The organism is Cypionkella sp., assembly GCF_030652235.1.
GTDB lineage: Bacteria > Pseudomonadota > Alphaproteobacteria > Rhodobacterales > Rhodobacteraceae > Cypionkella.
Genome location: NZ_JAUSBA010000032.1, coordinates 69,322 through 89,949 on the forward strand (window position 1 = coordinate 69,322; position 20,628 = coordinate 89,949).

Here is a 20,628-nt window from a genome sequence, read left to right on the forward strand (position 1 = left end):
GTCCGGGGCAGCGGGGGGGCCTTCAGACTGTTCCGCCATAACCTCTAAGCTGCAAAGTCCGCCACAATCGCCCCGGTGATCTGCTGCAACTGCGCGGGCGAGATCGCGAAAATATGCCGGGGCGTCCCCGCCGCCGCCCATAGGGTTGGATAGGTCAGCAAGCGCGGGTCCATCCACAACGGCAGCGGCGTCAGATGCCCCAAGGGCGACACCCCGCCAATCGCAAACCCCGTCACCGCGCGCACCTGATTGGCATCGGCACGGCCCAAACCCTCGCCCGCCAACGCGCTGGCCTTCGCAGCATCCACCTGATTGCCGCCCGCAGTCAGAAACAGATACAATCCGCGCTGGCCGCCAAAGATGATCGACTTTACAATCTGATCCAAGGCGCAGCCTGCCGCCGCAGCGGCTTGTCCGGCGGTGCGGGTTTCGCCCGGCATTTCCAGCGGTGCGCCCGTAACCCCCGCGGCTTGCATCGCTGCCATAACCCGCGCCAGACTTTTGCTCATCACCGCCTCCATTTCCCGGCTTTATCGACAAACCTCTCTTGTAGAGCAAGTCTGCCCGTTGACCCCACGCGCGCAGCACCGCAAATTGCGGGCATGAGCCAGAATTTCGCCGCCCGCATCACCCGCCAGCCCATCGCCTATGACCGCGATCAGGCCGCTGATATTGCCACCAGCTTTGCCGACCTCGCGCCCGATCTGCGCGGTCTGCTGGCCAATACCGCCGGGTGCAGCCCCTATCTGAAGGCGCTGATGCTGCGCGAGGCGCAATGGCTGCGCGTCGCCCTGACCCTCGCGCCGGAAACCGCCTTCGCCGGGGTGTTGGTGGCGCTGCATGATGTGGCGCTTGACCAACTGCCAAACGCGCTGCGCCAAGCCAAACGCCGCGCGGCTTTGCTGACGGCGCTGGCCGATCTGGGCGGGGTGTGGTCGCTGATGCAGGTGACAGGCGCGCTGACCGATCTTGCCGACCGCGCCGTTGATCTGGCGATGCAAAGACTTGTGGCCGACGAAATCCGCCGTGGCAAACTGCCCGGAGCCACCCCCGATGATGCGGCCACAGCTGGTGGCATGGTCAGCCTTGCGATGGGCAAGATGGGGGCGGGCGAGTTGAATTACTCCTCGGATATCGACCTGATCTGCCTGTTCGATCAGGACCGTTACGGCGATGATTGGCAAGACGCCCGCGCCGCTTTCATTCGGGTGACCCGCAAAATGGCGGTGATGCTGTCGGATATCACCGCTGAAGGCTATGTTTTTCGCACAGACCTGCGCCTGCGGCCGGATGCTTCTGTGATGCCGGTGTGTCTGTCGATGGCCGCAGCCGAGGCCTATTATGAAGCCCAAGGCCGCACATGGGAACGCGCGGCCTATATCAAAGCCCGCCCCTGTGGCGGTGATCTTGCGGCGGGCAATCGCTTTCTGAAAGCCCTGACGCCGTTCGTCTGGCGCAAACACCTCGATTTCGCCGCGATCCAAGACGCCCATGACATGCGCCTGCGCATCCGCGAGCATCGTGGCTTGAATGGGGCTGTCACGGTCGAAGGCCACAATATGAAACTGGGCCAAGGTGGCATCCGCGAGATCGAATTCTTCACCCAAACCCGCCAACTGATCGCCGGGGGGCGTGATGTAACCCTGCGCGACCGCACCACTTTGGGTGGTCTTAAGGCCTTGGCCGCGAAAGACTGGTTGCCGCCCGAGGTCGCGACCGACCTGTCGCAGCTTTACACCCAGCACCGCGAGCTAGAACACCGCATTCAGATGGTGAATGACGAGCAGACCCACAACCTGCCGACCTCCGCCGAAGGCATCGCCCGCATTGCCGCCTTCTGCGGGCAGGACGAGGCGAGCTTCCGCACAGATCTGCTCGACCGTCTCAGCCGCACTGACCGCCTCACCGAAGGCTTCTTCGCCCCCAGTGCGGTCGAAGCCGGTCCCGAACTGTCCGATCACGCAGCCCAGATCGTCAAAGGCTGGAGCAGTTATCCCGCCCTGCGTTCTGACCGCGCCCAAGCGATTTTCCTGCGCCTGCGCCCGGTCTTGCTGAAACGTCTGACCCGCGCCGCCAACCCCGATGAGGCCTTGGTGGCGCTGGATGGCTTCCTCGCGGGGCTGCCCTCGGGCGTGCAAATCTTCTCGCTGTTCGAGGCCAACCCGCAACTGGTCGATCTGATCATCGACATCGCAGGCACCGCCCCCGCCTTGGCACGGTATCTGTCGCGCAACGCAAGCGTGCTGGATGCGGTGATCGGGGGCGCGTTCTTCGCGGCTTGGCCCACAACCGCTGCCCTCATCGCCGAATTGTCCAAACGCCTTGACGATATCCCCGATTATGAGCGCAAACTCGACGCCGCCCGGCGCTGGATGAAGGAATGGCACTTCCGCATCGGGGTGCATCATCTGCGCGGCCTGATTGATGGCTTTGAGGCGGGCAAGCAATATGCCGATCTGGCCGAGGCGGTAATCGCGGCGCTGTGGCCGGTGGTCTGCGCGGATTTTGCCCTGAAACATGGGCAGGCTCCGGGGCGGGGCGCGGTCGTGCTGGGCATGGGAAGCTTGGGCGCTGGCCGCTTGAATGCGGGGTCCGACCTTGACCTGATCATGATCTATGACGCCGCCGGGGTGGAAAATTCCGACGGCAAACGCCCGCTCGCGGCGCGGCCCTATTACGCCCGCCTGACGCAAGCGATGGTCACAGCCCTGTCGGCGCAAATGGCGGAAGGGCGGCTTTACGAGGTGGACGTGCGGCTGCGGCCTTCGGGGCGGCAAGGGCCGGTTGCAACCTCGATCGAGAGTTTCCGCAACTACCAGACCACCGAGGCTTGGACATGGGAACATCTCGCTTTGACCCGCGCGCGGGTGCTGGCGGGCGAGCCTACGCTCGCCGCCGAGGTCGAAGCGTTCCGGCGCGAAACCATTGCCAGCAAAGGGCAGGGGGCCACCGTGCTGAAAGACGTGGCCGACATGCGCGCTCGTCTGGCCGAGGCGAAGCCGGGGGCGGGCGGGTGGGATGCCAAATTTGGCCCCGGCCGGATGATGGACATCGAACTTCTGGCGCAAACCGTCGCCCTGCAAACCGCCAGCCCCGCGCGCGGGTTGGAACGTCAGATCGCGGCTGGGGGCCAGATCGCAGGCAAAATCACGGGCGGAACGCTGGCTAAACTGTCGCATTCGGATCAGTCGGCGCTTCTCGATGCCTATAGGTTGTGCTGGCAAATGCAGGCGGCGAGCAAACTGCTGTCCGACAAGCCGCTGGACCCTGAAACCTTGGGGCTTGGCGGGCGGGCCTTTCTTTTGCGCGAAGCGAACGAGGCCACAACCGAGGCGCTGACCAAGCGGCTTGCGCGCGTGGCAGCGCTTGCAGAGCAGGTGATTTCGGCCCATTTGAACGGGTAATAAGTCGGGTGAAGTATGGGGAGACGCGCGGTGGATCTATCAGAAGCAGACCCAAAAGGGTTGGTGCGCGAAAGCTACAACATCGAAGGCATCAGCTATGGCGAATGCGGCTCGATCTTCATCGACTGGGTTTTAAGCCTGCCAGCGGTGGTCAACACCCCCGATTGCATCCGGGCCTTGCTGGCGCATTACGGCATCCCAAACCCCGATCACCCGATGACAAAGGTGCTGACCGAGGCCTTGACCGCGCCCGAACACCCCAAACGCAGGGGCGGCCGCGCCGCGCGGTTTGCCTCCAATCCATAAGGCAGACCAGGCAAACACGCGCCGATGCCGCCCATTTTAGGCGACCTGCACCACATAATGTGGTTAAGAAGCGGTAAACCACTAGTCTCTCCCAGCTGGGAAGACATGCGGTGATCAATAGCGGGGGCAACGCGCTTCAGCGCCCTCGCCCCCCTGAAAGATTTAGCGCAGCAACACAGCCTCTGCTGCCAGCGTGGTGATCGCCGCCCAATCGCCCTTGAGCATCGCCTCTTTGGGGGCCACCCAAGAGCCGCCGACGCACAGAATATTCTTCAAGCCAAGGTATTCCCGCGCGTTCTTCAGGCTGATCCCGCCCGTTGGGCAGAACGACACCTGCGGAATAGGCGCGCCGATGGATTTTAAATACGGCGCACCGCCGGCCTGCTCTGCGGGGAAGAACTTCTGCACCGTATAGCCCAGTTCCAGCAACGCCATGATCTCGGACGCCGTCGCAGCCCCCGGCAACAGCGGCAATTCATATTCCGCACAGGCGTCCAGCAACCGCTCGGTCGCCCCCGGTGAGACCCCAAACTTGGCCCCCGCTGCCTTCGCCGCCTTCACATCCGCGGGCGTCAGCAAGGTGCCAGCCCCCACCACACCGCCCGGCACTTCGGACATCGCCCGGATCGCATCCAGCGCGCAAGCGGTGCGCAGCGTGACCTCCAGCGCAGGCAGCCCGCCCTTCACCAAAGCTTCGGCCAGCGGTTTGGCATGCGCCAGATCGTCGATCACCAGCACCGGCACCACCGGGGCAAGGCGGCAGATTTCGGCGGCAAGGCGGGATTGTTTGCTCGGTTTCATCGTGGTCTCCATCCCCATCTTGCGGGGCAGGTTGAAAGTGCGGAGGCAAAACTTAGATCACCACAGCCGCGCCGGTTTCCGAGGTGCCGACGTTGCGGCGGAACGCCTCGAACAACTCGCGGCCCATGCCGTGGCGGTTGCCGGAAAGGTCAGCAGTGACAGGTTCGCGGGTATCAAAATCAGCGGCCAGTACCGACAAGGTGCCCGCCACCGCATCCAGACGCACAATATCACCATCGCGCAACCGTGCAAGCGGGCCACCCTTGGCGGCCTCGGGTGAGACGTGGATCGCCGCAGGCACACGGCCAGAAGCCCCCGACATCCGGCCATCCGTCACCAAAGCCATCTTCAGCCCGCGATCTTGGCAGACCGACAGCATCGGCGTCAGCGAGTGCAATTCCGGCATCCCATTGGCTTGTGGGCCTTGGAAGCGCACAACAACTATCGTGTCAGAGGTGAACTCGCCCGCCTTGAACGCCGCTTTCACATCGTTCTGGTCATGGAAAATCCGGCAAGGCGCCTCGATGATATGGCGCTCGGGTGCCACAGCGGACACCTTGATCACGCCACGCCCGAGGTTGCCGGACAGTTGCCGCAGCCCCCCGGTGGGTTGGAACGGATCAGAGACGGGCCGCAGAATTTTGTCGTTCAGCGTGTGGTTTGAGCCCGGTGTCCAGGTCAGTCGACCATCCAGCAACTTCGGCTCGGTCCGGTAATGCCGCAGACCTTCGCCCGCCACCGTCTTGGCATCGCCATGCAGCAGGCCATGATCCAGCAATTGCCCGATCATATAGCCCAGCCCGCCCGCCGCGTGGAAATGGTTCACATCGGCCAGACCATTCGGGTAGACCTTGGCCATCAAAGGCACCGCTTGGCTGATCTCATCAAAATCCGCCAGATCCAGCAGCACGCCCGAAGCCCGCGCCATTGCAGGCAGGTGCAGCACCAAATTCGTCGAGCCGCCTGTCGCCATCAACCCGACCAGACCGTTGACATAGGCGCGTTCGTCTAGAACCTCGCCCGCCGGGCGGAAATCATTGCCCAATGCGGTGATCGCCACCGCACGTTCCACCGCATAAGTGGTCAAAGCCTCGCGCAGCGGCGTATTGGGATTCACAAACGACGCACCCGGCAGGTGCAGGCCCATGAATTCCATCAGCATCTGATTGGTGTTGGCGGTGCCGTAAAACGTGCAGGTGCCGGGGCCGTGGTAGCTGGCCATCTCGGCCGCCATCAGCTCCTCGCGCCCGACCGCTCCGGTGGCAAACGCATTGCGCACCTTGGATTTTTCGTCATTTGGCAGCCCCGAGGTCATCGGCCCCGCGGGCACGAACACCGCTGGAATATGGCCAAACGCCGCCGCCGCCATCACCAGACCGGGGACGATCTTATCACAAACCCCGAGAAACAGCGCCGCGTCAAAAGTGTTGTGCGACAAAGCCACGCCCGCCGACAATGCAATCACATCGCGCGAGAACAGTGACAACTCCATCCCGGCCTGCCCTTGGGTGACGCCATCGCACATCGCCGGAACCCCGCCTGCAACCTGCGCTGTGGCACCAGCTTTGCGGGCCGCCTCGCGGATCAGTTTGGGGTAATCCTCATAGGGCTGATGCGCCGAGAGCATGTCATTATAGGCCGTCACGATGCCGATATTCGGCACCCGCCCTGCGGCCAGCGCCGCCTTATCCGCCCCCATCGCGGCATAGGCATGCGCCTGATTGCCGCAAGACAGATGCGCGCGCGCCGGACCCTGCGCTGCCGCTGCCGCCAGCCGTGTCAGATAATCGCCCCGCGTCTGCGCCGAGCGCTCGCGGATCCGGTCAGTCACGCGGTCAATGGTAGAATTCAACGACATGGGGCACCTCAGGCTTGGCAAAAAAGCTGCAATAGTGGCGTGTTTTAGCTGTAACAGATGCTGTTAGCGCTAACAACAAGGTTTTGCTGCTGCCGCGCACAAATTCTGATCGTAGGGGGAGGGCGCTGGCCGCAGGTCATTGGCCCGATGCAATCCGGCCACAGTCGCAAAAGCACCCGTATCATACCTTGATTTGGCGCGATGTTCACCAAAAACCCGCCACATTCGCAGGGCTTTATTTGGTTAATGCCCGACAAGTCTAAAGGCGGCGGGCCAACCAAAAGGGTGCAGCTATGAAGATGACTTCGATTACCGCACTGGTTCTGGCCTTGAGCCTTTCAGCCTGCGCGCAAACCACCTCTATGTCGACGCAAAATCAGGTGTCGTCGGATCTGTCGCAAGCTTCGCGCCTGCCGCAAGCCCCCGGCCCGCGCGGCCCAGTGATGCTGCAAGCGGAATATGATGTGAAGGCGTTGAACGTCATTGTCCCGCGCGCCTTGAAGGTGTCGGAAGCCAATACCTTCCGCCCCAGTGCCGATATCGTCTGGCGCGGTGATCTGCCGGGCGACCGTTATGCGCAAGTGAAGGCGATCTTTGAGGATGCCGCAGCGCGCAGCACTGCGACGATGCACACGGGCGCACCGGTTGTGGTCGATCTGGAAGTCGTGCGCTTTCACTGCCTCACTGAGAAAACCCGCTACACCATCGGCGGTGTGCATTCGATGCATTTCCTGATGACGGTGCGAGATGCGGCCACTGGGGCCATCGTGCAGGGGCCACGCATGATCGTGGCCGATGTCAAAGGTGCAGGCGGGGCGCGGGCGATTGCCGAGGAAGAAGCGGGCCGCACGCAAAAAGTCGTGGTGACCGACCGTCTGACCGAAGTGATCCGGCGCGAGCTTTCGGCTCCAGTCACTGTCCTGCCCGCTGCTGCGGTGGTGACGCGGTTTGACGGCACCCCGGCGCAGTTGGCCAGTATTCAATAAGACCGCGCAATAAACGCAGGGCTTTTCACAGCCGAGATATCTTAGTATGGGGGGGCATGAGCTCCCCCATTTCGCATTCCCCCGCCCCGCATCCCGCCGATGACGCCGACACCGGTTCTGAGACCGTCTCGCGCCGCTATCCCATCGTCCGCCTGCGCCCCAAGGCCGAGGCCCGCGCGTTGCGCCACGGCTTCCCTTGGGTCTACGCAGATGAATTGGTGACGGACAGGCGGACCAATAACCTTGCGCCCGGCGCTTTGGCGATTCTGGTCGATGCCGATCGCCGCGATCTCGGTCTGGTCACGGTCAACACCAATTCCAAAATCATCGCCCGGATGCTGGACCGCAACCCCGAGGCGGAACTCGATCAGGCGTGGTTTGAGGCGAAACTCTCCCGCGCTTTCTCGCTGCGCGACCGTCTCTATGATCAGCCGTTCTACCGTCTGGTGCATGCCGAGGCCGATGGCCTGCCCGGCATCGTCATTGACCGCTTCGGTGATGTGGCTGTGATCCAGCCCAACGCCGCTTGGGCCGAGGCGCATCTGGATGTGCTGGTCGCGGCTTTGCAGGCGGTGACGGGCGTTCAAACCGTGGTGAAAAACGCCACCGGACGCTCGCGCGGGCTAGAGGGGCTCAATGAGGAAAATCTGGTGCTGGTGGGGGGCGTTTCCGCGCCGATCCAAGTGCCGATGAACGGGGCTATCTATCTGGCTGACGTGACCGGAGGCCAGAAAACCGGGCTGTTCTATGACCAACGTCCGAACCATGCCTTCGCGGCTGGCTTTGCCAAGGGCGGACGCGTGCTGGATATGTTCGCCCATGTCGGCGGCTTTGGTCTGGCGGCTTTGGCGCATGGTGCGGCTTCGGTTCTCGCCGTTGATGCCTCGGCCCCGGCCTTGGCGCTGGCCGGGCAGGGCGCCGAGGCTTCGGGCTTTGCCGACCGCTTCACCACCCGCCAAGGCGACGCCTTCGACGTGCTGGAAAGCTTGGGCACAGAGCGCGCGCAATTCGATCTGGTGATCTGCGACCCGCCCGCCTTTGCCCCGGCCAAGCCTGCGCTGGAAGCTGGCCTGCGCGCCTACGAACGTATCGCCAGGCTCGCTGCCCCCCTTGTGGCTCCGGGCGGTTATCTGGTGCTCTGTTCGTGCAGCCATGCCGCAGATCTTGCTTCGTTCCGCAACGCCTCTGCCCGCGGCATCGGGCGCGGGGGCCGTCGTGGCCAGCTTCTGCACACAGGCTTCGCTGGCCCCGATCACCCCATGCTGCCGCAACTGGCAGAAAGCGGCTATCTTAAGGCCCTGTTCTTCCGGCTGGACTAAAGTGGTTTGCGTTTTCTCTCCACAGAGTAAATCGAAAAGCGCCGATATCTTCGGGTGCTTTTTGATGCAACTTAAACGCGAACCGCTGTGAAAGCGGTTCTCGACGCCTGCGTGTTATACCCGACCGTGCTGCGGGAAATCCTGCTGGGCGTGGCGGCCAAGGGGCTGTACGAGGCGCTGTGGTCTGATCGTATCTTGCGCGAATGGACCCGCGCCACCGCTAAACTTGGGGCCATCGCGCAGGCGCAGGCGGAAATCGAATCCACCCTGCTGCGCGCCGCCTTCCCGCGTGGCTGCGTGCGCGAGCAACCGAACATCGAAGCCCGCCTGCTGCTGCCCGACCCCAATGATGTGCATGTGCTGGCCGTGGCCATCGCAGGCCACGCCGATTGCATCGTCACCTTCAACGCCAAGGATTTCCCGCGCCATCTGCTGGCCGAAGAAGGCCTGGAACGCCGCGACCCTGACGGTTTTCTCTGGCAACTGTGGTCGTTTCATCCCCGTGAAGTCACCGAGGTGGTGACCCAAGTGCACGCCACGGCGCAAGCGATGAAGGGCGAGCCTATCCCGCTGAAATCTCTATTGAAACGCGCGCAACTGCCAAAGCTGTCGAAAGCGATTCTCGCCGCTGTGTAGGCTGGGTTTTTAACCCACCTTGCTATGGGGTTCGGCTTGGTGGGTTAAAAACCCACCCTACGTGTCCCGCCAACGTGCGTCTAAAACCTCAATCGCGGCGATCCGGTCATCGGTTTTCGGATGGCTCAAAAGCCAAGCCGGGGTGCCTGCACCCGCAGACCCAGTCAGGGCCGAAAGCTTGCGAAACAGCGATACCTGTGGGCCCACGCCAATTCCCGCCTTCACCAGCAAAGCTGCCGCGTAAGCATCGGCCTCAAACTCATCGCGCCGCGACATATGCGCCATCAAGGCCCCCGAGATCATATTGGCAATCCACACGCCAATCCCCGGCAAAAAGCGATTCAACACGGCTGACAGCATCACGAACACCGCATTTTGCCCGGTGAAATCAATCATCCGCCGCCGGGTGTGGCCCAACGCCACATGCCCCAACTCGTGTGCTATCACCGAGGCGAGTTCGGCATCCGAAACCTGGCCCTTCGCCTTGCGGTCCAAAAATCCTTGCGTCAGATAAATCTGCCCATCGGGTGCGGCGAGGCCGTTCACTGCTTCGATCTGATAGACGTTAACCTTGATCTGCGGCAGTTCCAGCGCCACCGCCATGCGCTGCGCCAAAGCCAACAGCCCCGGATCGCGCAACGGCTGACTTTGCTCGGCCAGCATCTTCTTGGTGCGCCAAACCGAAAACCGCATCATCAAAAGGCCGTAGCCAATCGCTAGAAGAAAGGGGAGAAGTTTCAACATGCGCTTGATATGGGGCAGCTCGACCGCGCTGCAAGCCACGATCGGCCGATTTCACGCCGCGTGCCGCACCAAGCCCCGTGCATCAGCGTAACGCCTTGATCCCGCGTGAAATACCATCCAGTGTCATCGGCACCATGCGGCCTGCGACAATCTGCGCGATCAGCCGGATCGACTGCGTGTAGCCCCAATGCGGCTCTGGCACAGGGTTAATCCACAAATGGTTCGGCCAGCGATCACAGGCGCGTTGCAGCCAAACCTGCCCGGCCTCGGCATTCCAATGCTCATTCGCCCCACCCGGATGCAAAATCTCATAGGGGCTCATCGAGGCATCGCCGACGAAAATGCATTTGTAATCCGCGCCATAGGTCCGCAGCACCTCGGCGGTTGAAGTCTGCGCATTCCAACGCCGCGCATTGTCGCGCCACACGCCCTCATACAGACAATTGTGGAAATAGAACGGCACCAGATGCTTGAATTCGGCACGGGCGGCCGAAAACAACTCCTCCATCACCTTGACATAAGGGTCCATCGAGCCGCCAATATCAAGGAATAGCAACACCTTGACCGCATTTTTACGCTCGGGCCGCACCTGCACATCCAGCCAACCATGCTCTGCGGTGGCCCGGATGGTGCCGTCCAGATCCAATTCCTCAGCCGCCCCCGTGCGCGCCCATTTCCGCAACCGGCGCAGGGCCACCTTGATATTGCGGGTGCCAAGTTCAACCTGATCATCCAGATTGCGAAACTCGCGCTTGTCCCAAACCTTCACCGCGCGCTGATGGCGGCTTTGATCCTGCCCAATCCGCACGCCTTCCGGGTTATAACCATAAGCGCCAAACGGCGAAGTCCCCGCTGTGCCGATCCACTTATTGCCACCCTGATGCCGACCGTTTTGCTCGGCCAAACGCTGCTTCAAAGTCTCGATCAGTTTATCAAAGCCACCCAAAGCTTCAATGCCAGCGCGTTCTTCGGGTGTCAGGTGCTTTTCCGCCAGCTTCTTCAGCCAAGCGGCGGGCAGGTCCAGCGCCTGCAAGACTTCTGCTTCAGAAACGGCGTCCAAGCCACTGAAACTATGGGCGAAAGCCCGATCATAGCGATCAATATGGCGCTCATCTTTCACCATGGTCAAACGGCCCAGATGATAGAATCCGGTCGCGTCATAGGTGACAAGGCCCGCCGCCAGACCCTCCAGAAACGCCAGATATTCGCGCAACGATACTGGCACGCCTTCTTTCCGCAACGCCTGAAAGAACGGCAGGAACATCGGCTAGCCCGCCAAAGTTCGGTGCAGATAGATCGTCAGCAACAACCCGATCAGCGCCAGCATGATCGCATAGGCCGCACCATATTGCAGCATATCCAAGCCGCGCCCACCGCGGCGTCTCGCGCTAAACGCGCCATAGGCCGCGCCGATCAGTAACCCAGCCAAAACGATCACGGCCCGCCCCTTTGCTGGGACAGGCCGCAAAAGACCAATGCCCCGAAATTATCCCCGCTGCCCGCGCGCGCCCAGATTGGCTATCTCTGCCATCCGTCCGCGCACCTGACGCTCCGGTCCGAAGCCATACCGCGCCCAGTCCAGACTGTCGAGACGCAAGCCCCGCGCTTCAACGACGCGGCCCTCGTTCTCCAACGCCTCGGCCTTGATCAGCATCAGGGTTGCCAGCAGAGACGCATTTTCCGTCCGTTTTGCCACCGGGATTGAGCGATCGGCAAAGGCAATCGCCTGATCGGATTGGCCCGCGGCCAATGCAATCGCCGCCAACTGCATGTCCACATGCGCCAGTTGCACATGCGCGTCTGGCATGCTGCGATATACTTTTGCGGCTTCGGTCAGATTGCGTACGGCCTGAGCGGGGTCTGAACTCGCCAGCGCGCGGCCTTTGGCGTAATAGCTGAAGCCCAGTCGCGCATCGTGCCAGCCCTGCGCCATCGCAATCGACAGCATCATATCGGCCGCGCGCAACCGGGCCGCGTTACCACCCCGCGGGCCAAATGTGCCTTCCACAGCCGCGATCCACGACCGTGGCGCGATTTGTTTGAAGGCGCCGCTGGCGATATTGCCGGCTGGATTCAGCCGCGCCAGCACATCGGGCACATATTTTGCAGCCTCGGCCTCATTCATGCCGTTGCGCAGTTCCGGGGCGTAATGCAGCCGCAGCATCAGCATATCTGATCCGGTCAGCACCGAGTTGAAATTGTCATCGTTGAACACCGAGTCCGTCAACCGATAAAGGTCATTCAGCGGCCCCATGGCTTGAGCGGTCTCTTCGTTCAGACAATCGCGCACCTCTTGCGGCGAGACGTCGGAGGGTGCGAAAATCGCGACATGCTCGCGCTTGATCATTGTAGTCCAATCGACCTTTGGGCCGTTCCGCTCGGCCTTGTATTCGGCCCAAGATTGCACGCGTGGCACCACGAAACAGGCGGCCATCGGCACCACTTTGGCCATCTGGGCGCGGGGTTGGAATTCAATGGTGATCGAGGCATTGTCGCCGGGTTTTGCAAAGCTGACTGGCAGACCCGCCTCGGTGCGGAAGCGGTTGATCAGGTGTGACATTTCCGCAGGCGCTGTGGGCGGCACATCTCCGGTCAGTCTGATGGTGATCGGGCCCTCAAATCGGCTGAAATTTGGAATCGCCCGACCGCTTTCCATGCGGAATTCCAGATCAAGGAAATCATGTGCGATCTCGGCATTCGAGCGTGACGGCCCGGTAGTGACCACCGCCCCAAAACCCTGCATCGCGGGCAAGCCAATGCCCGTAGTGCCGGCTTCAGTGTAGTTCTTTGAGACCTGTGCCGTTGGGGCAGGCATACAGGCAGTCAGGCCGAGAACGGCAATCATGGATATCAGGCGCATGGGCTGGCAGACCATTCATACAAGGTTTCAAAGGCCGCAGCGGCCCCCATTGTGTTGGCGAAGCGTGGCGGGACGCGCGCAAAACCCCGGTCAGACCTTTGATGTCAGATGCCCCCGCATCCAGCCCCAAAGCCTTGCCTGACCGGCTCAAAGCTCGCGTATCCCCCGCGCCGTCACTTCTCATCCCAAGCCACGCGCGCCGGAGCAGACCGACGGTTGTGGAGGGATGAGAAGCCCGGTTGGGCAAGCAAAACGCGCGTCCCACCGCACCCCTACTTCCCGTCATGGGCCTCCTGTCTGCAATGATCGCCAATCCACCGAGCAGCGGCAGATTGGCCTGACCTTTGCGCTGCGCTGTGCGCATCCGGTGGCAGATCACCGAAGGCACAGCCGCTTTGCTCGACGCCCGCGTCCCTTTCGGGGCCGCTTGGCAGATCGGCAATGGCAGGGCGTAAGTCATTGGAACTCATTGCAGTTAGGAAGCTCATTCTTAAGGCAAGACAACAGGGCTGCAGTGTCAGTTTTCGGGCATGATCATGTCAATCTTTAGGATTCCGCACAAAATCATCGAAACCACCTATGGATGGTTGCCGCAGTGGAAACGCCATATTATCTACAAATCACTCGCAACATATTTCAATATATTTCATAAATCGCAGTTTTCGTTACCAGATCGTGGCAAGACTATGGCTAAAGTACGGCAGAATCGCCTGATTCTCGATTCTTCATGCACAATCCTGCGCCTCACACGGGATTGATGCCGCAGCATTGCCGCCAAGCCAGCCGCACGGGTCAAACAAGCTAGCGCTGACCGCGTGCCATAAACGCCAGCCGCTCAAACAGATGCACGTCCTGTTCGTTCTTCAACAGCGCCCCGTGCAGTTTCGGCAAAGCATGTTTGCCATCCCGCCTCAGATCCTCGGGCGCAAGGTCTTCCGCCAGCAGCAGTTTCAGCCAGTCCAGCACTTCCGAGGTCGAGGGTTTTTTCTTCAACCCTGGCGTCTCCCTGATCTCAAAGAACTGCGTCAGCGCGGTGGTCAAAAGTGCGGGCTTAATGTCGGGGAAGTGTACTTTCACAATCGCCGCCAACACATCCGCATCCGGAAAGCGGATGTAGTGAAAGAAACAACGGCGCAAAAATGCATCCGGCAGTTCTTTTTCATTGTTCGAGGTGATGATCACCACTGGGCGGTGCAGCGCCTGAATGGTCTCGCCGGTCTCGTACACATGAAACTCCATCCGGTCGAGTTCCTGCAACAGATCGTTGGGAAACTCGATATCGGCCTTGTCGATCTCGTCAATCAGCAGAACCACGCGGGCTGGGGCGGTGAACGCCTGCCACAGCTTGCCGCGGCGGATATAGTTGGCCACGTCATGCACCCGCAGATCCCCAAGCTGGCTGTCGCGCAACCGGCTGACCGCATCGTATTCATAGAGGCCTTGTTGCGCCTTGGTTGTGGACTTCACATGCCACTCAATCAGTGGCATCTCCAATGCATTTGCCACTTGCCGCGCCAGTTCGGTCTTGCCCGTCCCTGGCTCGCCCTTAACCAGCAAGGGGCGCTGCAAGGTCACCGCTGCATTGACCGCAATCGCCAGATCGTCGGCGACAATATAGCGGTCGGTTGAGTCAAATTTCATAAGTTTTCCAAGCCACTGCATAAAGGTCAGACAAACCTTAAAGCCCAAGCGAATTTGTCGCAACCGCTAGTGACAATCCTTTCCGATTCCTTTAGAGGGACGCCCATGCAGGAGCGCGCCATGACCACAGCCCACCTGGCAGCGCATCCTGAGAAATGGGAGAGTGCCGCAATGAAAGCCGAAACCTTCTTGCCAGACGATTATCGTCCTGCCGAGGATGAGCCTTTCATGAACGACCGGCAGCTGGAGTATTTCCGCCGCAAGCTGCTGACCTGGAAGCAAGAGCTGCAAGGCCAATCCGCAGAAACCATCGACAATCTGCAAGACAGTGGCCGTAACGTGCCCGACATTGCCGACCGGGCTTCGGAGGAAACCGACCGCGCGCTGGAATTGCGCACCCGTGACCGCCAGCGCAAATTGGTCTCAAAAATCGACGCCGCTTTGCGCCGGATTGATGCCATCGAATTTGGCTATTGCGAAATGACCGGCGAGCCGATCAGCCTGAAACGTCTCGACGCCCGCCCGATCGCCACGATGACGCTGGAAGCGCAAGAAAAGCACGAGCGCCGCGAGAAGGTTCACCGCGACGATTGACCCGCTTGCGGCGTAGCCAGCAATACGAAACAGATAGTGCCGGGCCTTAGGGTCCGGCGTTTTGTTTGGGGGTTTGGGATGAGCATTGCGGGGCAACGGGTCACGGTATTGGGCGCGGGCGTCGGCGGTTTGGCCGCAGCCCTCGCGCTGGCGCTCAAAGGCGCGGACGTCACCGTGCTGGAGCAAGCTGACGCCATTCGCGAGATCGGCGCGGGCCTGCAAATCTCGCCCAATGGGGCCTGCGTGCTGCGGGCTTTGGGCTTGGGTGCTGGCCTTGATGCCGCCTCGATGCGCGCGCAAGCGGTGGAATTGCGCGATGGCCGCGACGGTGATCTGGTGCTGCGCCTTGATCTCGCCCGTCTGCGCCCGCAACAGGGTTATCATTTCCTGCACCGCGCCGATCTGATCGACCTGCTCGCCAAAGCCGCCCGTGCTGCGGGCGTGCAAATCCGCCTGCTGCAAAAGATCGAAACCGTCGATCTGTCTGGCCCCCGCCCACGCCTTGCCACCGCGCTGGGGGGCCAAACCGAAACCGGCCTGCTGATCGGTGCCGACGGCCTGCACTCTCAAACCCGCGCCGCACTGAACGGCAAAACTGCGCCCTTCTTCACCCGCCATGTCGCGTGGCGCTGCATCATCCCCGCCGAACCTAACGCCGCCCCTGTGGCCGAGGTGCATATGGGCGCAGGCCGCCATCTGGTCAGCTATCCTCTGCGCGGCGGCACCCTGCGTAACATCGTCGCCGTTGAGGAACGCAACGCTTGGGTTGAAGAAAGCTGGTCGCTGCGTGACGATTCTCTGGAGATGAAACTGGCCTTTGAGGATTTCAGCCCCCGCGTGAAAAGCTGGCTCGACCGCGCCGAAGATGTCTATGTCTGGGGCCTGTTCCGCCATCCCGTCGCACAAGTCTGGTACAAAACCCTGCCCGAAGGCGCCGCCGTGATCCTTGGCGACGCCGCCCACCCAACGCTGCCCTTCCTCGCGCAAGGGGCCTCGATGGCGTTGGAGGATGCATGGCTGCTGGCGGATCGCCTTGCAAACCTGCCTGTGCCGCAAGCCTTTTCCGCCTACCAAACCGCCCGCAAGCCCCGCTGCACCCGCATCGTTGCCGCCGCCAATGGCAATGCGAAGACCTATCATTTGTCCGGCCTGCAGCGCAGCATCGCCCACACCGCGCTGCGTCTCGGCGGCAGGGTCGCCCCCAACCTCGCGCTGAAGCGCTTCGATTGGCTTTATGACTACGATGTGACGCAAGGCTAAGCGCTAAGGTGATCCTTTCTGCTTAGATATCCCCGCCGGAGACTCCTTAAGCTGGCGGCGGATGCCTCCGGCGGGGATATTTAAACGCAGAGGATGACCCCTAGCGCTCGCGCCACCAATCCTGCAGTTGCAGCTTCCAATAGGTCGCCTGCGCCGCAGCCAGACCCAACGGCCCGCCTGCCCAGTCCAGGCCGAATCCCGCAAACATCGCCAAACGGTCGCTTTCGCCCAAGATCGACTCGGCCAGCACCTTGCCCGCCACCGCGGTGGTGTTCAGCCCATGCCCGCCAAACGCCGTGATATGCCACGCGCCAGGCTCCATCATGCCCACCTGCGGCATCAGATGCCGCGCGTAACCCATCTGGCCCGACCAGCTGAGTTCGGTTCGCAACCCCGCCAATTGCGGAAACGCCCCCACCATCTCGCGCCGCAATTCTTGCGCCACCCCCGCCGCCGAGGCCGCCCGCGTGGTGATCCGCCCGCCCCACAGCAACCGATTGCCGCCCTCGATCACCCGGTAGTAATCCGACGCGCGGCGATCATCCAAGATCGCCTCGCGGGTGCGAATGGCCGATGCGATCAGATCGGGCGCGACCTCGGACACCATCATATAGGTGGCAATCGGCAGTACCGCGCGTTTCAACCGCGGCACCAGCCCATCTGTGTAGCCTCCGGTTGCGAACACAACGCGGGGGCCGCGGGCTTCGCCTTGTGCGGTCTTGACCAGCTTCTGCGCGCCGCTAAAATGTGCCTGAACCGCAGGGGAGCTTTCAAATATCCGCCCGCCCAGCCGCTCCAATTCCGAAGCCAGCCCGCGCAGATAGTTCAGCGGGTGAATGTGGAAGGCCTGCGCATCCACAAGCCCATGGAAATAGCGGTCGCTCACCAACCGCTCGCGGATCGCGGCGCGGTCAAGATAAGTCAGCTCGTAGCCAAAATCCTGTGCAAATTCGGCGGCATAAGCATGCAGATCATCGGCGCGGTCAAAGCGGCGCAGGTTCAACAGGCCCGAGATCGGATCGGCCCCCTCAATACGCAACTCGCGGATATAGCCGCGCACCCGGTCCACGCCCTCAATCGTCAAGCGGTGCAGTGCGCGCGCGGCCTCAACCCCAACCCGCGCCGCAATATCCTCCGATCCGCAGGCGAAAGCTGGCGAGACGATACCGCCATTCCGTCCCGAGGCACCCCAACCCACTGCTTGAGCCTCCAGCACCAGCGGTTTTAAGCCACCCCGCGCAAGTTCCAGTGCGGTCACAAGGCCGGCCAACCCACCGCCGACCACGATCACATCGGCCTCTTCAACGCCTTGCAGCATAGGGCGGGCGCGGCTTTCGGTCAGGGTTTTGGCGTAATAGGTCGCAGGGTAGGGCAGGGTCATGGTAGGGTCCTTCTGGCTGCACAGGTTGTTGCCCTCTGGCTTGTGCGTGTCAATCTGCCCTGAGCAAGCACTAGCGTCAGCGCTTTCGGCAAAAGGTCAGACCCAACGCTTGCCCGCCGCCGTGCCTTGGATTTCCAGTTGCTTTCAATCGGCCGTGCGGTAGCGTTTTGCCCAGCACTACATTTTGACCCCAATTCCCTTAGATCCCTTAGCGCAGAGGTGACGCGATGCTGCGGTTTCTGGCTTTTCTCGCTTTGGCCGCCTGCGGTGCGGTGGATTACGATCACGCCCCGGTTGGCAAGCTGAGCGGCACCGTAGTGGTGATGTGGGTGGGCGAAACCCAAGCGGGCGAGGGCGATGGCCGTTTCGTCTATGTCCCCTCCGCCACGCCTTTGCGGTTTGAGCGTGCCAATGCGAAGGCCACACTGAAAACCATTCAACCCGAAATGATGTATACCGATGGCGGCTCGATCCCGGCTTTGACCCAGGTGTTCAAGGGCTTTTCGCCTTGGGGCTATGCGCCCGCCTATATCCTGCACGACTGGCTGTTCGTGGCGCGCAAATGCGTCAATGACAACAGCGCCAATTCCGATCAGGCGGCGGTGGCGCAGATGCCTTTCGCGGAATCGGCCACAGTTGCGGCAGAGGTGATCCAGACCTTGATCGCCACCCACACCGTGGCGCCAAACGACATCGCGCCGCAGTTGATTTCTGCCGCCGTGGCCGGACCGATCGCCAAATCCCGCTGGAATGAGGAAGGGGCCTGCGCCCGCGACAAGGTTAAACCCGCGCATATCGACATGATCCGCCGCGCGCTTCCCGCGCTTTCGACCGCACGGACGGGTCAGCGGCTGGCAAAAGGCCCGGTGGCGCAAATCGTGCAGGTGATCGACTTCGGCGCGCCCTAAAGCGGGTCAGGCGTCGAGTTCAATCCACACAGGCACATGGTCTGACGGCTTGTCGCCCGCGCGCACCTGTTTGTCGATTTGGCAGTCTTGCAGCAGGTCGGCGGCTTGCGGTGACAGCAGCAGATGATCAATGCGGATGCCGTTGTTGCGCTCCCACGCGCCCGCCTGATAATCCCAGAACGAATACTGACCCGGCGATTGGTTGCGTGCCCGAAACGCCTCGGTCAGCCCAAGGTTCAACAGCCGGCGGAAGGCTGCACGACTTTGCGGCAGATAAAGCGCATCCTCGGTCCAAAGTTCCGGCTTGGCCGCATCCTCGGCCTGTGGGATCACGTTATAGTCGCCGCAGCACACCAGCGGTTCTTCCAGCGGCAGCAGGCTTTTCACCCGCGCCTGCATCCGCGCCATCCACGCCAGCTTATAGTCATATTTCGGCCCCGGTGCCGGGTTGCCATTGGGCAGATACAGCCCACAGACCCGCACCGCCTTAGCGCCGACCACCGTCGCCTCAATCCAGCGCGCCTGTTCGTCCGCGTCATCCCCCGGCAGCCCCCGCACCACATCCTCCAGCGGCAATTTCGACAGAATCGCCACGCCGTTGAACGACTTCTGGCCATGGGTTTCCACCCGGTAGCCCATGCCCTCGAAGACCTCGCGCGGAAACCCCTCGTCCACCGATTTGATTTCCTGCAAGCACACCACATCGGGGTTCGCCGCTGCCAGCCAAGCCGGAAGCGCCTCAATCCGCGCCTTGATGCCGTTGATGTTGAACGTGGCGATTTTCATGGGAAGCCTCCGGGTTACGGCCCCAGTCTTAAGCTGCCCCCTTACGGCAAACAAGCCAGCCAAAGCGCATCGAGGCGGTCAATCGCGGCCAGATCATAGGCCGAAAGATCCTCCCAATACCGCCCCGAGGGCGCGTAATACCCCAACGCCGCCTCGCGCGCCTGCGCCTGTGCCACCCGTCCTGCATCAAACGCCAATGGGCGCACCACAGCCAGATCCGACAACGTCGCCCGCGGGCACAACAACCGAGACGGCCCCACCGACAGGTTCACCACCGCGCAGCCCTGAAGCGCTGCCATCACCATCAACCGCACCGACTTTGCCTCCAGGCTGCGCAGGGTGATGTCGTTGCGCAAAGGATCTGGCGTGCCTGTGCCATAGAAATGGGTTTGCCCGGCGGGATAGTGCATATCACACCCAAACACCGCCAGAACGCGCGGCCGCAATGCATCCAGCACCCAGTAAGCGGCGGTGTAAGCCATCGTCGCGCCAGCATAAACAAAGCCGCCATAGCGGTTTTGCGCGGGCACAAATTCAGCTTCGGTCACCAGCGCCTGATGCTGAGCGGGTACAGCGATCCGGTCTTGCGGAAAGTCCCACGGATAAATTGAAAAATCCCAATCAGGGCGCACGCGCCACGCGTTGTTGATCGCAACCAAAGCATCAAAAGCGCGCGGCCAATCCGCAGCCTGCGTCGCCATCGGGGCCGAGCCCAGCATCAGCACAAATGTCATTTTAGTCCCCAAATTTAGGGTCCAGAATTAGCGTGCAGTTGCCAGAAATCCAGTGTTAAATCGAAAACGACGTGCCGCAGCCGCAGGCACTTGCCACATTGGGATTTTCAATCACAAATCGCGCGCCGATCAACTCTTCGCTGAAATCAATCACTGCATTGGCCAGAAACGGCAAAGACACCTGATCGACCAACACCGATTGGCCGTCGCCTTCGATCACCAGATCATCCGCCGCAGGTGCATCCAGCTTGATATCATACTGAAAGCCCGAACAGCCGCCGCCCTCAACCGCCACCCGCAACGCCTTCTTTTCGCCGGTCATTTCGGCAATTTCCGCCAGTCGCGCAAAGGCGCGGGGGGTGACACGGGGGGGCAGGTTCAATTCCATGGCATTTCTCTATCCATTGGCG

20 protein-coding genes are annotated in these 20,628 nt (G+C 61.7%); 8 read left to right on the forward strand and 12 right to left on the reverse strand.

The genetic code is table 11. The annotated features are described in order from the left end of the window. Positions 1-44 precede the first annotated feature (44 nt). The gene (locus Q7V03_RS09980; RefSeq protein ID WP_304925450.1) at positions 45-509 is read right to left on the reverse strand and encodes a YbaK/EbsC family protein; all 465 of its coding nucleotides are present in this window, start codon (positions 507-509) and stop codon (positions 45-47) included. 93 nt (positions 510-602) lie between these two features. On the opposite strand from Q7V03_RS09980, the gene Q7V03_RS09985 reads away from it, so the two are divergent. Continuing rightward, on the forward strand, positions 603-3,404 hold the full coding sequence (locus Q7V03_RS09985) for a glutamine-synthetase adenylyltransferase (RefSeq protein ID WP_304925451.1): 2,802 nt from the start codon (positions 603-605) through the stop codon (positions 3,402-3,404). Between the two features lie 30 nt (positions 3,405-3,434). After that, positions 3,435-3,710, forward strand: a complete 276-nt coding sequence (locus Q7V03_RS09990; protein WP_304925452.1) for a hypothetical protein — start codon at positions 3,435-3,437, stop codon at positions 3,708-3,710. Positions 3,711-3,872: 162 nt separating this feature from the next. On the opposite strand, the gene eda is transcribed toward Q7V03_RS09990, so the two are convergent. Then, positions 3,873-4,511: a bifunctional 4-hydroxy-2-oxoglutarate aldolase/2-dehydro-3-deoxy-phosphogluconate aldolase gene (gene eda / locus Q7V03_RS09995; RefSeq protein ID WP_304925453.1), complete on the reverse strand. Its 639-nt coding sequence runs from the start codon at positions 4,509-4,511 to the stop codon at positions 3,873-3,875. Between the two features lie 52 nt (positions 4,512-4,563). Then, the gene (edd, locus tag Q7V03_RS10000) at positions 4,564-6,369 is read right to left on the reverse strand and encodes a phosphogluconate dehydratase (RefSeq protein WP_304925454.1); all 1,806 of its coding nucleotides are present in this window, start codon (positions 6,367-6,369) and stop codon (positions 4,564-4,566) included. A gap of 293 nt (positions 6,370-6,662) precedes the next feature. Here edd and Q7V03_RS10005 point away from each other — a divergent pair, with 293 nt between their 5' ends. The 3 genes from Q7V03_RS10005 (at position 6,663) to Q7V03_RS10015 (ending at position 9,310) form a co-directional block, all read left to right on the forward strand. Then, entirely contained in the window at positions 6,663-7,355 is a 693-nt protein-coding gene (locus Q7V03_RS10005) for a DUF6778 family protein (RefSeq protein WP_304925455.1), read from the forward strand. Between the two features lie 56 nt (positions 7,356-7,411). Next, a complete protein-coding gene (locus Q7V03_RS10010) occupies positions 7,412-8,674 on the forward strand; it encodes an RSP_2647 family RNA methyltransferase (RefSeq protein WP_304925456.1) in 1,263 nt (420 codons plus the stop codon). Between the two features lie 87 nt (positions 8,675-8,761). Continuing rightward, the gene (locus tag Q7V03_RS10015; RefSeq protein ID WP_304925457.1) at positions 8,762-9,310 is read left to right on the forward strand and encodes an RSP_2648 family PIN domain-containing protein; all 549 of its coding nucleotides are present in this window, start codon (positions 8,762-8,764) and stop codon (positions 9,308-9,310) included. Positions 9,311-9,367: 57 nt separating this feature from the next. Here the strand turns inward: Q7V03_RS10015 and Q7V03_RS10020 are convergent, their stop codons facing one another. From Q7V03_RS10020 to Q7V03_RS10040, 5 genes are all read right to left on the reverse strand, one after another. Continuing rightward, on the reverse strand, positions 9,368-10,054 hold the full coding sequence (locus tag Q7V03_RS10020) for a M48 family metallopeptidase (RefSeq protein ID WP_304925458.1): 687 nt from the start codon (positions 10,052-10,054) through the stop codon (positions 9,368-9,370). 82 nt (positions 10,055-10,136) lie between these two features. Beyond that, on the reverse strand, positions 10,137-11,318 hold the full coding sequence (locus Q7V03_RS10025) for a VWA domain-containing protein (protein WP_304925459.1): 1,182 nt from the start codon (positions 11,316-11,318) through the stop codon (positions 10,137-10,139). A 3-nt stretch (positions 11,319-11,321) separates the two neighbouring features. Then, on the reverse strand, positions 11,322-11,492 hold the full coding sequence (locus tag Q7V03_RS10030) for a hypothetical protein (protein ID WP_304925460.1): 171 nt from the start codon (positions 11,490-11,492) through the stop codon (positions 11,322-11,324). Positions 11,493-11,540: 48 nt separating this feature from the next. Next, positions 11,541-12,914 (reverse strand): DUF2927 domain-containing protein, encoded by a 1,374-nt coding sequence (locus Q7V03_RS10035; RefSeq protein ID WP_304925461.1) that lies wholly within the window; start codon positions 12,912-12,914, stop codon positions 11,541-11,543. 801 nt (positions 12,915-13,715) lie between these two features. Beyond that, entirely contained in the window at positions 13,716-14,555 is an 840-nt protein-coding gene (locus Q7V03_RS10040; protein ID WP_304925462.1) for a MoxR family ATPase, read from the reverse strand. 171 nt (positions 14,556-14,726) lie between these two features. Here Q7V03_RS10040 and dksA point away from each other — a divergent pair, with 171 nt between their 5' ends. Together dksA and Q7V03_RS10050 are read left to right on the forward strand one after the other, a co-directional pair. Beyond that, on the forward strand, positions 14,727-15,149 hold the full coding sequence (dksA, locus tag Q7V03_RS10045) for an RNA polymerase-binding protein DksA (protein ID WP_304925480.1): 423 nt from the start codon (positions 14,727-14,729) through the stop codon (positions 15,147-15,149). Positions 15,150-15,227: 78 nt separating this feature from the next. Further along, entirely contained in the window at positions 15,228-16,409 is a 1,182-nt protein-coding gene (locus tag Q7V03_RS10050) for an FAD-dependent monooxygenase (protein WP_304925463.1), read from the forward strand. Positions 16,410-16,509: 100 nt separating this feature from the next. Here the strand turns inward: Q7V03_RS10050 and Q7V03_RS10055 are convergent, their stop codons facing one another. Next, positions 16,510-17,790, reverse strand: a complete 1,281-nt coding sequence (locus Q7V03_RS10055) for an FAD-binding oxidoreductase (protein ID WP_304925464.1) — start codon at positions 17,788-17,790, stop codon at positions 16,510-16,512. Positions 17,791-18,017: 227 nt separating this feature from the next. Here Q7V03_RS10055 and Q7V03_RS10060 point away from each other — a divergent pair, with 227 nt between their 5' ends. Beyond that, positions 18,018-18,698 (forward strand): hypothetical protein, encoded by a 681-nt coding sequence (locus Q7V03_RS10060; RefSeq protein WP_304925465.1) that lies wholly within the window; start codon positions 18,018-18,020, stop codon positions 18,696-18,698. Between the two features lie 6 nt (positions 18,699-18,704). On the opposite strand, the gene xth is transcribed toward Q7V03_RS10060, so the two are convergent. The 3 genes from xth to Q7V03_RS10075 are packed head-to-tail and all read right to left on the reverse strand — an operon-like array spanning position 18,705 to position 20,600. Further along, on the reverse strand, positions 18,705-19,484 hold the full coding sequence (gene xth, locus Q7V03_RS10065) for an exodeoxyribonuclease III (protein WP_304925466.1): 780 nt from the start codon (positions 19,482-19,484) through the stop codon (positions 18,705-18,707). 41 nt (positions 19,485-19,525) lie between these two features. Then, complete coding sequence (locus Q7V03_RS10070; RefSeq protein WP_304925467.1) at positions 19,526-20,218, reverse strand: hypothetical protein; 693 nt, start codon at positions 20,216-20,218, stop codon at positions 19,526-19,528. A 55-nt stretch (positions 20,219-20,273) separates the two neighbouring features. Then, on the reverse strand, positions 20,274-20,600 hold the full coding sequence (locus Q7V03_RS10075) for an iron-sulfur cluster assembly accessory protein (protein WP_304925481.1): 327 nt from the start codon (positions 20,598-20,600) through the stop codon (positions 20,274-20,276). Positions 20,601-20,628 lie beyond the last annotated feature (28 nt).